Genomic DNA, 13,961 nt, shown 5'->3' with positions numbered 1-13,961 from the left:
TTGGTAAATTTGCCGAATGAAATTTTTTAAAGAATTTAGAAAACAGGAAGTTCTGGTACTTTTATACCGGATTTTTTTAGCATACTTTTTTTATCAGATTGCAAGATTTTTATTTTGGTACTTTAATAAAGAACTGATAAAAGTTGATTCTGTTGCAGACTATTTCAGTTTGGCATTTCATGGAATTGCGTTTGATACAACGGCAATTCTATATGTGAACGCGCTGTTTATTCTGTTAAGTTTAATTCCGATTATTATCAATACCAAGAAAGGCTATCAGAAAGTGCTTTTCTGGCTGTATTTTATTACCAACGGAATTACGTACGCCATGAATTTTGGTGATTTTGTGTATTTTAAATTTTCGCAAACAAGGCTCACTTCGGCTGCGTTACAGGTGGCGCAACACGAATCTAATGTTTTTAAAGTTTTTACAGCGTCAATCGCACAAAATCCTTTTATATTAATCTGGTTTATTGTTTTGATGGGTCTTTGGGTTTTTCTTTATAAAAAAGTGAAAATTGAAGAACGTAAACCTGTAAAATTAGTTCCTTATTTTATTTTATCGATTGTTACAGTTTGTCTGACGGCTGTTTTATGTGTTGGGGGAATTCGTGGAGATTTCAAGCACAGCACAAGACCAATCAATTTGGTGGATGCGAATCGTTTTGTAAAGATTCCATCACAGGGAAATCTTGTGCTAAACAGTACTTTTTCCTTTTTCAGAACATTGAATACAAATAGTTTTAAGGAAGTTCATTTTGTAGATGAAAAATTTATTGATGACAATATTCAACCTTATAAGACCTATGACAGAAAGGTTGCCAACAAACCCAATATTGTCATTTTTATAGTTGAATCATTAAGTAGAGAATATATAGGCGCTTTTAATCAAAACACGAAGATAAAAGATTACGTTTCTTACACACCGTTTCTTGATAGTTTGGCGGGTCAAAGTTTGATTTTTCCTAATACTTTTGCGAACGGAAGACAGTCTATTCACGGAATGAGCAGTGTTTTGGCCGGAATTCCGAGTTTGACGGACGCTTTTACAAGTTCACCATATTCTAATCAGAAAATACAGTCGATTGTTTCAATCTGTAATGAGATGGGTTACGATACTTCTTTCTATCACGGGGCACCAAATGGTTCTATGGGATTTTTAGGATTTGGAAATATTTTGGGTTTTAAACATTACTTCGGAAAAACAGAATACAATCATGATGAAGATTTTGACGGAATGTGGGCCATCTGGGATGAACCTTTTTTACAGTATTTTGCTAAAAATGTAGGAAAAACACAACCTTTTATGGCGACGGTTTTTACTGCATCTTCTCATCATCCATTTAAGATCCCTGAAAAGTATAACGGTAAGTTTAAAAAAGGCACGAATCAGATGCATGAGCCCATGCAATACACTGATTATTCAATTAAAAAATATTTTGAGACTGCTAAAAAACAACCTTGGTACAACAATACTATTTTTGTTTTCACAGGAGATCATACCAATGAAATTTATTACCCAGAATATCAAAAAGCGATGAATCGTTTCGCGGTTCCCATTATTTTATATTCGCCGAATCCTGAATATAATTTAAAAGGAATTAACCTTGAAGAGGCACAGCAGATTGATATTTATCCAACATTAGCTGATCTTATTGGATATAATAAGAGAATCAGAAGTTGGGGAAGAAGTTTGGTGAGCGATAAAAAATATCCATCCATTATAGCCAATTCAGATGGTGGAGTAGAGCAGTTTATTATTGGGAATTATATTTACCGTTTTGATGGCAAAAATGTAGTCGGAATCTTTGATAAATCAGATCTTGGTTTAGAAAAAAACCTGATGGATCAGTTGAAGGGTAACCCAGAGGTTCAAAAAGGACAGCAGATTGCAAAAGGATGGTATCAGGATTATATGAATAGAATCATTAACAGGAAGTTAGATTAGCGTTTAATAGGTGTTTAATTCTAAAAGTTGGTCTGTGTCTTGTTATATATGCTTTGGATAATAAAATTTTTTGTTTGTTTGAAATTAATTTATATTTTTAGCATTAATATAGACAACAAAATATTGTATTGGAATTAAAACGATAAGAAATATGAAAAAATTATTATTAACATTAGTATTTTCTTTATTTGGCGTATTATCTTTTGCCCAAATTGAAGGTAAATGGAAAACAATAGATGATGAAACCAAACAGGCAAAATCTATCGTAGAGATCTATAAAAAAGGAGATCAGTATTATGGAAAGGTTTCTCAGTTACTGATTAAACCAACAGATCCAAACTGTACTGTATGTAAAGACGACAGAAAAGGAAAGCCAATTTTAGGGTTGGAGATCATTAGAGGTTTGAAAAAAGAAGGTGACGAATTCACAGGAGGTACTATCACAGATCCTAAAACGGGTAAAACGTACAAATGTACTATCACAAAAAGTGGAGATAAACTGAACGTGAGAGGATATGTAGGAATATCTTTAATGGGAAGAACTCAAACTTGGCAGAGAGTTAACTAATCAAGTTTATTATACAATTTACAACGGCATTTCATTATTGAGATGCCGTTTTTATTTTGCAAAAATCTGTAACGAAAAAATAAAGTGCACACTTATAGTATATGACCACAAATTTGGAAAAGACATTTATACATTTTTTGAAAGAGAATCAAAGGATTGTACATAAGATATGCAGGATATACACTGATAATTTACAAGATCATGAAGATCTTTTTCAGGAAATTACCATTCAGCTTTGGAAATCTTTCCCAGGTTTTAAAGGGGAAGCAAAATTTTCAACATGGATGTATCGCGTAGCCTTGAATACAGCAATCACGTTGTTTAAAAAGCCTAAGAAAAAAGATTTTCAACATTCGGATATAGATATTTCAACATTAAAAATAGAATATGAAACCTATGAATATGATGAATATAAAATCAAAAGAATGTATAAAGCTATTTATGAATTATCAGACATTGAAAAAGCTTTGATCATGATGTATCTGGAAGATAAACCCTATAGAGAGATTGGCGAAATTCTGGGAATAACAGAAGGAAATGCGAGGGTGAAAATGAATAGGGCTAAAAATAATTTAAAATTAAAACTCAGCACAAAATAAGATGGAAGAATTAGAACTTTTAAAGAAAGATTGGAATAAAGAGTCTAATGGGTTTAAGGATTATTCTGAAACGGAGATTCATGAAATGATCAAACATCAGTCTATTTCAATTACCAAAACTTTATTTATTATTGGCTTAATAGAAATTATGCTATGGGCTGTCTACGGATATTTTGATGGTGAGTTTCCTTATATAAGAATGTCTTTGTTTGCTGTGTTTTTTAGTTTGGTAGTTTACTTATATAATAAAATAAAGACGGGTGAAAATTCAGTTTCATTAATGAAAAGCATTTTAAACTTAAGAAAAGTAATTTTTGGATATGCCGGAATTTCTTTCTTTTTAATTCTTTTCATGAATATTATGAAGTTTGATCATTATACAAAAGATTTTATAGCAGGTTTTCGAGATGGGAGCAGATTAAATCATTATCACAAGACAAATCCAGAGACGCTTACTCCAGAATTGATAAATTATATTATTTTCGGGATTGTAGTAATCTTTACGATGTATTTAATGTATATAATCTACAAAAAAACATACGGGAAAATACTCATCGATCTCCAGAAAAATTATAAAGAATTGAGTAAAGTAGAGGAAAACTAGCTTTAAATAAAATGAATAAAGCGATATTTCGTTCAATGAGATTTCGTTTTTGTGATGTTAATAATAAAAAAACACTATTTTTGTAGTCTAAATTTTTCAAATAAATATGGCAGAATATACTTTTCGTGAGGTAATTGCGCAAGCAATGAGCGAGGAAATGCGTAAAGACGAATCCATCTTTTTAATGGGGGAGGAAGTTGCAGAATACAATGGTGCGTATAAGGCTTCAAAAGGAATGTTGGATGAATTTGGTCCTAAGAGAGTAATCGATACACCAATCGCTGAGCTTGGTTTTACAGGGATTGCTGTAGGTGCTGCGATGAATGGTAACAGACCAATTGTAGAGTATATGACGTTCAATTTCTCATTAGTAGGTATTGATCAGATTATTAATAACGCGGCTAAAATCCGTCAGATGAGTGGTGGTCAGTGGAACTGCCCTATCGTTTTCAGAGGTCCAACGGCTTCTGCAGGACAATTGGGAGCTACACACTCTCAGGCTTTCGAAAACTGGTTCGCAAACGTTCCTGGTCTTAAAGTAGTAGTTCCTTCAAATCCTTACGATGCGAAAGGATTGTTGAAAACAGCTATTCAGGATAATGACCCGATCATTTTTATGGAATCTGAGCAGATGTATGGTGATAAAATGGAAATTCCTGAGGAAGAGTACTATTTACCAATCGGAAAAGCAGATATCAAGAGAGAAGGTACAGATGTTACTTTAGTTTCTTTCGGAAAGATCATGAAGTTGGCTATTCAGGCTGCTGAAGATATGGCTAAAGAAGGAATCTCTGTAGAGGTAATTGACCTTAGAACAGTTCGTCCTTTAGACTTTGATACAATCTTAACGTCGGTAAAGAAAACAAATAGATTAGTTATTTTAGAAGAAGCTTGGCCATTTGCTTCAATTTCTTCTGAAATCACGTATATGGTACAGCAAAAAGCATTTGATTATTTAGATGCACCAATCAAGAGAATTACTACTCCTGATGCTCCTGCACCATACTCTGCAGCATTATTTGCAGAATGGTTCCCTAAACTTGAAAAAGTAAAAGAGGAAATCAAAAATGCGATGTACGTTAAATAGATATAATAGAAAAAAGCTTCCGAAAGGAAGCTTTTTCATTTATTCTATGCATGAAGAAAAGCACCTAAGGTCATAAATTTAGTATAAATTTGCGCACTTAAAATATATAAGCTGATATGGCAGAAGTTACAGAAGGTGGTCATCATTTTGACATTAAAAAACTTTCTTTTTTTGGAGTTCTAGTTTCTTTAGGAATTGTTTTTGGAGATATTGGGACATCACCGCTTTACGTAATGAAAGCAATTGTGAATGCAAGAGGTGCAAGTAGTAATATGCCTTTCAATGAATATATAGAAGGCGCTCTTTCTTGTATCATCTGGACGCTTACCCTTCAGACTACCGTAAAATATGTTATCATTGCCTTGAGGGCAGATAATAAAGGAGAGGGTGGTATTTTGGCTTTATTTTCATTAGTTAAAAACCTTAAAAAGGGCTGGCTTTATCTCGTAGCAATTGTTGGTGCCGCCGCATTGGTTGCAGATGGTGTTATCACCCCCTCACTTACCGTAATGTCGGCTATTGAAGGGTTAGAGATTTATAACCCTCATACACCTGTTGTTACAATTACTATTGGAATTCTGATTCTAATATTTGTGGTGCAACAATTTGGAACAAGCTTTATCGGGAAGTTTTTTGGCCCTGTAATGGTGGTTTGGTTCTTGGTATTGGGAGGTTTAGGCGTTATGCACTTAACTGAGAATTTCGAGATATTAAGATCTTTTAACCCATATTATGCTTACAAGCTTATTGCCAACTCTCCGAGTGCAATTATTATTCTTGGAGCTGTTTTCCTTTGTACAACTGGGGCAGAAGCTCTTTATTCGGACTTAGGACATTGTGGTGCTAAAAATATTAGAGTAAGCTGGGCTTTCGTTAAGATCATGCTTATTTTAAACTATCTTGGGCAAGGCGCTTGGCTTTTAACGAATTATGCAAAACCTGGTTTCTCTGTAGTCAATCCGTTTTTTGGAATTATGGAGGAATGGATGATTGTTCCGGGAGTAATTTTAGCGACTGCTGCAGCAATTATTGCGAGTCAGGCTTTGATTACAGGTTCATTTACCATATTTTCTGAAGCAATGTCACTTAACTTATGGCCTAATCAAAAAATTGATTATCCTTCAGGAGTTAAAGGACAAATGTATATCCCAAGAATCAATTGGGGACTTCTTATTCTTTGTATCATTGTGGTTCTTCACTTTAGAGAATCGGGGAAAATGGAAGCAGCTTATGGTCTTTCCATTACAGTAACGATGCTAATGACAACGATATTGTTAATTTTCTGGTTGCTAAAACATAGAATAAATAAGTTGTTAATTCTATTTTTCGCTTTAGTTTATTTATCTATAGAATTAGGATTCTTTAGTGCTAATATTATCAAATTCTTCGAAGGAGGTTGGATTACGGTTATCTTGGCAGGATTCATTGGAATTTGTATGTATGCTTGGTACAACGGAAGATTAATTAAAACTAAATTCATCAACTTTGTAAAGATAGATAGCTATGTTTCAATCATAAAAGATATGAAATTGGATGAAACGATTCCTAAATATGCTACTAATCTTGCCTATTTAAGCAGAGCGAAAAGAAATGATGAAGTAGAATCAAAAATTATCTATTCTATCATCAAAAAACAGCCGAAAAGAGCAGATCATTATTTTATATTAAGTATTGTAAATCAAGAAGATCCGTTTACATTTAAATATACAGTTGATGAGATTTTACCAGGTACGGTTTATAAGATCAACTTCCTTTTAGGGTTTAAAGTAGACAGAAGGATTAATGATTATTTCCACATGGTTTTAAAGGATTTAATGGCAGATGATGTCATTCCATCGAAAAGCAGCCATCCATCATTAAGAGCTCATAATATCCCACCAGATTTGAAATATGTTGTCATAGACAATACCTATATCAACGATATACTTTTAACTGTTAAACAAAAGATTACGCTTAATATTTACAACTTTGTGAAGTACATAGGAAGTGATGATTTCAAGTCTTGGGGAGTCACTTCACACAACGTGGTAGTAGAGTCTGCGCCCATTACAGAGTTAACGGTTTATGACAATAAAATTGAACAGGCAGAGTTTTTAAGACATAACAGTTAAGATCCTTTAACAAAAGACTTTGATATTTATTTAAATAAAAATCGATAAATTTGTAGATAATTTTTTAATGGATACTTTACAAAAAGAAAAAAATATTGCTTTAATAAAAGATGTTTTAAGAAACTACTTGCTAGAAAAGGGTTTCAGAAACACGCCGGAACGATATACAATATTAGAAGAGATTTATAATATGGATCATCACTTTAATGTGGATGATCTGTATCTTCTGATGATGCAAAAGAAATATCATGTTTCTAAAGCTACAATTTATAACACCATCGAAATTTTCCTTGATGCAGGATTAATCCGTAAACATCAGTTTGGAGAAAAAACATTGACGTCTTCATCGTATGAAAAGTCTTATTTTGATAAGCAGCATGACCATTTGGTGATCTACAAAAAAGACTCGGATAAGGAAATTGAAGAGATCATAGAATTTTGTGATCCACGAATTCAGGGTATTAAAGAAGCAATTGAAGGAGCGTTTGGCGTAAAAATTGATTCTCATTCGCTATATTTTTATGGCACTAAGAATGATTAATCAATGAGACTGATTTTTTTTCTATTCATTTTTATTTCAACGATTACTTTTGCGCAAGACAAACAAAAGCCTGCGCAGAGGGACCCGTATTTACAAAACCCCGTCAAAAATCCACAACAGGTTCAGCAAGCAAAGCCTGAAGATAAGGTGAAGATCATCAATGCTGATAAAATTATCAAAGACCCTGAAATATATGACGGTAACCGTTATATGAAAGGGAATGTAAAATTAGAACATCAAGGTTCTATTGTTACTGCTGATGAAGTGATTTTATATGAGGAAGAAAATTTTGTAAAAGCAATAGGAAATGCAAGGCTTCAAAACCCGGATGGTTCTGTAATTACTGCTGGCGAGATGGAGTATGATGCAAATACTCAAAAAGGGGTTGCAAGAAAAAATGTAGTACTTACCGATCCAAAGCAGACGATTAAAACAGAAATTCTGTACTATGATAAGCTTGCGAATCAGGCCTACTTTAATACTGGAGGGACTATTTCTGATGCTCAGAATACCATGTACACAAAGTCTGCAACGTATTTTTTGGATACAAAACTAATAGACTTTGTTGGTAATGTGAAAATTGATACTCCAGATTATGTCATAGATGGTGATAATATTAAACAGAATCAGCTTACTAAAGTGGCTGAATTCTTTGGTCCTACAACGATCACCAATCGTAAGAATCCTAAAAACCGTATTTATACTGAAAGAGGTACTTATAGAATGAACACTAAAGAAGCTTTTCTGAATAAAAATTCTAAGATTTTTTATAATGATAAGATTCTCACCGGAGATGATATGTATTTTAATCAGTTAACGGGTTTTGGAAAAGCGACAGGAAATGTAACTTTAGATGATCCCAAAGAAAGAAGATGGATAAAAGGAGGGTACGGAGAAATTTTTGAAAAGAAAGATTCTGCGATGATGACCAAGAATCCTTATGCTGTGAGAGCTTTTGAAAAAGATTCAATGTATTTTGCGGCAGAGAAAATTATTTCTTACCAAAGACCTGACTCTTTAGATATCAAAGTTAAAAAAAGTTTCTTGAGAGCTTTCAGAAAAGGAAGATTCTATAAATCTAATGCCCAGGGAAGAGCAGACTCTCTTGCTTTCAATGAGACGGATGGAGTAATGCATATGTATACTAAGCCTATTCTTTGGAGTGGAGAGAAACAGGTGACAGGAGATAAAATTGAAGCCTATTTTAATACGCAAAATGAAAATATAGATTCATTAAAAGTAATAGGAAACTCCTTTGCGATCAGTAAGGTTGATTCATTAAGTATGAAAGATGAATTTAATCAGGTAAAAGGAAGATTAATGACGGTTCATTACCAGAATAATGATATTAAAGAAGTTACTGTAATAGGAAATGCACAGGCGATAAGTTATGCAGATGATGTTGATCAGGCTACAAAACAACCGGAAAGGATAGGGATTTCTCTTACTTCTTGCGGGATTATTGATGCTCTGTTTGAAGAGAAAGTTATGCAAATCGTTTCTTGTAATATCGGAGCTACTTCAGATACCTATCCTATGAGTAAAATTGAGCCATCCAAACGGAAATTCTCAGATTTTAATTGGAATACAAAAGATAAAATAAGGAAATGGCAGGATATATTGGTGGATACACCAAATTATGAGGAAATAAAGTATGAAACTGAAAGCTCTCTTTATGATAAAGCTCAGGAAGCTATAGACAAAGAGAAAGCGAAAGAAGAAGCCAAAAAACCTAAACGTACCAGAAAATAATAAAATAGTATAGATTGTAAACGATCAGAATAATTATTTTTTGTCTATAATCTAAAAACACCCATTTCTAATTTGAAATGGGTGTTTTTTTTTTGATTATAAAAAACGTAATATTCATAATTTTTCATTTTTCTCCCTGTTAATTATCATTAACTATTTAACAATAATTATTTATTGGTATGTTTTTAAGATTTTTAATACGTATTTTTAATTAATATTGTATGATTCAATTCATATTGATGATTTCTAACCAAAACATAAATGATGATAATAAAAACCTTTTTATTATTTTTTATGCTCTGTAGTATGAAAAATAATGCACAATTAGGGATTTCTAAAGATCTTTCTTTTAAACCTGATCCCAGAGTTCTATTGCATGTAAAGCAGGATAATGCTGCTATTCGTTTACCCAGAGGGATGACTTCTATATTGCCACTTTCAAATATGGGTACTACCGGCCAGGGTACACAGGCTTCAATAATTTTTAATAAAGAGACAGGAAGTATTGTTCAGAATGATGGTGCCAGATGGAATATATCGGACTCTATTGTTGTTAGACTTAAAAATAATAAAATGGCTCGTTTTGTACGTACGGGGGCAGTTACCTCTACTTGTGGAACTTGTGGTTTGGCGTGTGCGCTTACCGTAAAGAATTGTTCTTCTGAAGATATCAATTTTACAGACAGTAATCCAAGTTTTAACGAAATTACCTCAAGCGTTTCATTGGCTGCTCCTAGTAGTAACATTATAACGATTAATTCAAAAGGATTGTATAGGGTTTCGTTTAGAGGGGGTATAATAGGAATTAGTACACCACTTTGTTTAGGGGTTGTTATTAATCTGCAATCAAGGATTAATATGGAAGTTAGTTCTACTGTAGATACTACATGGAAACCTATCAATAAAACAGTAAGTAATTCTACAGCCGGAGTCTTAACGATGAGTATGATGGCTCCGGGATCTATTGATGTTGGGCAGTCGCTGGCATTTACGTATGTGGGTGTTTTTAATATAGGTGATAAATTGAGGTTTAGACTTGATGGAAGCCAAAACATAGGAAGTGGAGCATGTTCAGGATTATTAGGAGGAAATAATATGTTTTTTTCGATGGATAAAACAGGAAATGCCTTGACAGAAGTAATTGTTGAAAAAATTAATATGCAGTAAAATGAAAAAGAGCTTATTTATAGCAATATTGTTTTTTCAATATTGTATTTACGGACAGATTGTTATCGGAAACGCTATACCCAGTGATAATAATATACTGAAAATAGCTGATGGAATAAAAGGAGTAATATTTTCACATTCGGATGTGCATACTTCATTTCCTATGTATAACGCTTCGATGTCAGATTTGTATGATGATAGCCCTAACCTTAGTGGAGGACTTATATATAATAAAAATGATGATCAATATTATAAATATGATGGTCATTCTTGGATTCCTTCTCGTCAAATACAGGGAGTTTTTCAGCCTAAAGCTTCTAGGCTGGGGGTTTCATCAGGAACTACTATTCCTTGTATGTCAGCTGTGGTTGGTCTTTGTTTTGTTCAAAATACCCCTGTATATCTAGCAGCAGATAATATAAAAAAATTATTGATAGATAAATTAACACTAAAAAATCCGAGCACGGTAACGGTAAAGCAATCAGGTATATACGAGGTGGGTCTTAGTTTGGGCTTTACTGGTGGGAGTTTTGGTGCAATGATAGGTATTATTGAGTTTAAATTAACTCTGCAAGCTAAATATACACCTGCTTCACAATGGGAAACCGTTTTTACTAAAAGCAACTATGACTTAGTTTTTGTGATAGGGGCCGAGCAGGGAAAAGCGTCAAGCTTTACTCAAACAATATCTTTACCTGCAGGAGCCGAATTAAGAGTAGTTCCGGAAATAAATAGTACTGCTGTTGCGGCGGATCTTGCTGCCTATGGAACAGATATGAATCCTGCTAGTTCCTATATTGTAACCCGTTTAATTAAAGCATATTAGTTATGAGAAAAAGTATATACTGCTTGTTTTTGTTAAATATAATGAATGCACAAGTTAATTTTACAAATGATCCAAATGCGGGTTTAAGTGTGGATACAAATGATCAGGTGATCATGTATGTTACCAATAAAAGTGAAACAGCGGGAGTAAAAGGCTTTGGGCTTCCAGCGGTACAATCAGAAACGGATTTGCCCTATACAGGAGTCAATGCTCCTTCAATCAAAATAGAAATACTTCGGGGAATGCTTTTGTTCGTGAAAGATACCGGGCAGGCAATGGTTTTTGACGGTTTGGTTTGGAGTAAAGCTTTTGAAGTAGAAGCGGATAATATTTCCAGATTTCAAATAGATACTATTTCTACAACCTCAGGCGTAGCACTATTACCAATTAATTCTCTTATTGACAAAGCTAATTATATAGCAGATCCTCTAAAACTTAAAACGAATTTAGGGAATGCGGGCACTGATTATAATAGACTATATATCAGACAAACCGGAGTGTATAGAATCAATATTAAATTAAACTTAACTGGACCTAATAATTCGTTCAATAAAAGACTTGGAGCTGGTTTATATGTAAACGATGTAAAAAAGCTTGAATTATTAGAAGGAGCAGTGAACCATGATGGGACTAACATGAGAGTTAATTTAGATTTTTCAATATATGCTATGCAAGGTGATTATATTACTTTAAAAGCAATTTCTGAAATGCAAGGAACATCATATAGTGTGACTAATAGTAGCTATGTAACAGTAGAGAAAATTTTGTAACGTAGCTTTTAGAAGTTAATACAGTTCTGAACTTCAGTTAAATTTATAGATCTAGAATAATAATACCCGTTTTCATCATGGAAATGGGTATTTATTTTTTATCCTTTTTTAATTATAACTTTTTTTTGATTTTATTCATTACGACTGTATTGATGGATTTGTTTTATTGTTAGTTATTATTTATTGAATTATTTACATTAAATAAGATAATTGTATGTATATTAGGTTAATAACTAATGACAACAATAGCCAATGAAAACAAAAATTATCATTTTTATTTTTTTGATGTGTGGTCTTAAAAATAATGCACAAGTGGGAATTTCAAAAGAACCTTCTTTTCAGCCCGACTTTAGAACACAATTGCACGTAAAGCAGGATAACAGTGCTGCTCGTTTGCCTCGAACAAATTTGGCATCTTTGCTGCCAGTTTCAGTAATAGGAACAACAGGTAACGGAACACAAGCTTCTATAATTTTTAACAGAGAAACCGGAAGTGTTGTGCAGAATGATGGAACCACTTGGAAAATATCAGATCCTATAGTTTCAACGATGAAGAATAATAAGATGGCTCGCTTTGTAAGAAGCGCAACCGTTGTCTCATCTTGTGGAAATTGCGGATTGGCGTGTGGACTTAGTGTTAAGACATGTGCTACCCAAAATATTAGCTTTACAACAAGCAGCCCAAGTTTTAATGATATATCTTCTGATATTTCATTAGCGGCAGCAACCAGTAATGTCATTAATATCAATACAAAAGGATTGTATAAGATTTCCTTTAAAAGTGGAGCGATCGATATAAGTACACCCTTATGTGTAGGAGTGGTTATCAACTTACAGTCAAAATTGAATATGGAGATGAGTACATCATCAGATGCTACTTGGCGACCGATCAATAATACATCAAGCAGCTCTACAGCAGGTGCTTTATCTGTAACGACATTGGCTCCGGGATCTATTGATGTGGGACAGTCTTTGGCATTTACGTATGTAGGTGTTTTTAACGTTGGAGATAAGCTGAGATTAACGCTTTCTGGAACACAAAACATTGGAACGGGTGTTTGTACCGGGCTTTTGGGTGGAGATAGTATGTCTTTTACCATGGGTAAAACAGGAAATGCAGTGTCAGAGATTATTGTTGAAAAAATAAATATGTAATACGATGAAAAAATATATAGTAATAATCATGGTGTTTTTTCAATATTTCATTCATGCCCAGGTGGTTATCGGAAGCGATGTAAGTAGTCTGAAAAATGTATTGAAAATTCAAGATGGCACCCGAGGTGTAATACTTCCTTATGCAAATATTTATACTTCTTTTCCGAAGTATGATGCGGCGGCACCCGATATATTTGATGATTATCCTAATCTTATAGGTGGACTTATTTATAGTAAAAATGATGATCAATATTATAAGTATGATGGCTATTCATGGAATCCTTCCCGACAGATACAAGGTATTTTTCAGCCTAAAGTTTCGAGATTGGGGGTTTCAACAGGAATTACCATTCCTTGTATTTCTTTTGGGATAGGTTTTTGTTTTGCAGGAAATACGCCGGGATATATCGCTGTAGATAATAAAAGCCAGGTTTTGGTAGATAATTTAACATTAAAAAATACAAATACAGTCACCATAAAACAAGCAGGTATTTATGATGTGGGGGTGGCGCTTGGCTTTACAGGAGGGAGCTTAGGTTTGCAGGCAGGAATTACAGAGTTTAAATTAACACTTCAAGTTAAATATACCGCTGCTTCAGATTGGGAAACGGTAGTATCTAAAACAAATTACTCCATCGTTTTTGTAGTAGATATACAGGGCAATAAAACGTCAAGTTTTGCACAAACCATCTCTTTACCTGTGGGTGCAGAGTTGAGGGTCGTTCCGGAGATCAGTTCTAATGCTATTTCTGGCGGCGCTTTGGCTGCTTACGGAACAGATTCAAATCCTATCAATTCATACCTTGCTGTTCGTTTAATTAAACTCTATTAAT

Annotated in this window: 13 protein-coding genes; all 13 read left to right on the top strand. The window is 33.6% G+C overall.

All coding sequences use genetic code 11. The features are described 5' to 3' along the window. Positions 1-16: 16 nt before the first annotated feature. The 13 genes from AMQ68_RS09650 to AMQ68_RS09590 all read left to right on the top strand — a co-directional run bounded on the left by AMQ68_RS09650 (position 17) and on the right by AMQ68_RS09590 (position 13,960). Positions 17-1,948 (top strand): LTA synthase family protein, encoded by a 1,932-nt coding sequence (locus AMQ68_RS09650; protein WP_054510421.1) that lies wholly within the window; start codon positions 17-19, stop codon positions 1,946-1,948. 151 nt (positions 1,949-2,099) lie between these two features. Beyond that, positions 2,100-2,516, top strand: coding sequence for a DUF2147 domain-containing protein (locus AMQ68_RS09645; RefSeq protein WP_054510420.1), 417 nt, complete (start codon positions 2,100-2,102; stop codon positions 2,514-2,516). A gap of 101 nt (positions 2,517-2,617) precedes the next feature. Beyond that, a complete protein-coding gene (locus tag AMQ68_RS09640; RefSeq protein ID WP_054510419.1) occupies positions 2,618-3,115 on the top strand; it encodes an RNA polymerase sigma factor in 498 nt (165 codons plus the stop codon). Between the two features lies 1 nt (position 3,116). Continuing rightward, entirely contained in the window at positions 3,117-3,719 is a 603-nt protein-coding gene (locus AMQ68_RS09635) for a hypothetical protein (RefSeq protein ID WP_054510418.1), read from the top strand. A gap of 106 nt (positions 3,720-3,825) precedes the next feature. Then, a complete protein-coding gene (locus tag AMQ68_RS09630) occupies positions 3,826-4,806 on the top strand; it encodes a pyruvate dehydrogenase complex E1 component subunit beta (RefSeq protein WP_054510417.1) in 981 nt (326 codons plus the stop codon). A gap of 116 nt (positions 4,807-4,922) precedes the next feature. Continuing rightward, positions 4,923-6,917 (top strand): KUP/HAK/KT family potassium transporter, encoded by a 1,995-nt coding sequence (locus tag AMQ68_RS09625; protein ID WP_054510416.1) that lies wholly within the window; start codon positions 4,923-4,925, stop codon positions 6,915-6,917. 67 nt (positions 6,918-6,984) lie between these two features. Further along, positions 6,985-7,458, top strand: a complete 474-nt coding sequence (locus tag AMQ68_RS09620; protein WP_047399628.1) for a Fur family transcriptional regulator — start codon at positions 6,985-6,987, stop codon at positions 7,456-7,458. A 3-nt stretch (positions 7,459-7,461) separates the two neighbouring features. Next, positions 7,462-9,210, top strand: coding sequence for an OstA-like protein (locus AMQ68_RS09615; protein WP_054510415.1), 1,749 nt, complete (start codon positions 7,462-7,464; stop codon positions 9,208-9,210). Between the two features lie 306 nt (positions 9,211-9,516). Beyond that, positions 9,517-10,377, top strand: a complete 861-nt coding sequence (locus AMQ68_RS09610; RefSeq protein ID WP_054510414.1) for a hypothetical protein — start codon at positions 9,517-9,519, stop codon at positions 10,375-10,377. 1 nt (position 10,378) lies between these two features. Continuing rightward, the gene (locus tag AMQ68_RS09605; RefSeq protein ID WP_054510413.1) at positions 10,379-11,203 is read left to right on the top strand and encodes a hypothetical protein; all 825 of its coding nucleotides are present in this window, start codon (positions 10,379-10,381) and stop codon (positions 11,201-11,203) included. A 41-nt stretch (positions 11,204-11,244) separates the two neighbouring features. Continuing rightward, complete coding sequence (locus AMQ68_RS09600; RefSeq protein WP_054510412.1) at positions 11,245-11,973, top strand: hypothetical protein; 729 nt, start codon at positions 11,245-11,247, stop codon at positions 11,971-11,973. Positions 11,974-12,225: 252 nt separating this feature from the next. After that, on the top strand, positions 12,226-13,128 hold the full coding sequence (locus AMQ68_RS09595; RefSeq protein WP_054510411.1) for a hypothetical protein: 903 nt from the start codon (positions 12,226-12,228) through the stop codon (positions 13,126-13,128). A 4-nt stretch (positions 13,129-13,132) separates the two neighbouring features. Next, entirely contained in the window at positions 13,133-13,960 is an 828-nt protein-coding gene (locus tag AMQ68_RS09590) for a hypothetical protein (RefSeq protein WP_054510410.1), read from the top strand. Position 13,961: the final 1 nt, after the last annotated feature.

This window comes from Chryseobacterium sp. ERMR1:04, assembly GCF_001297705.1.
In the GTDB taxonomy this organism is placed as follows: domain Bacteria; phylum Bacteroidota; class Bacteroidia; order Flavobacteriales; family Weeksellaceae; genus Chryseobacterium.
Note: the sequence above shows the minus strand (reverse complement) of the source record. Positions and strands in the feature narration are given on the sequence as shown.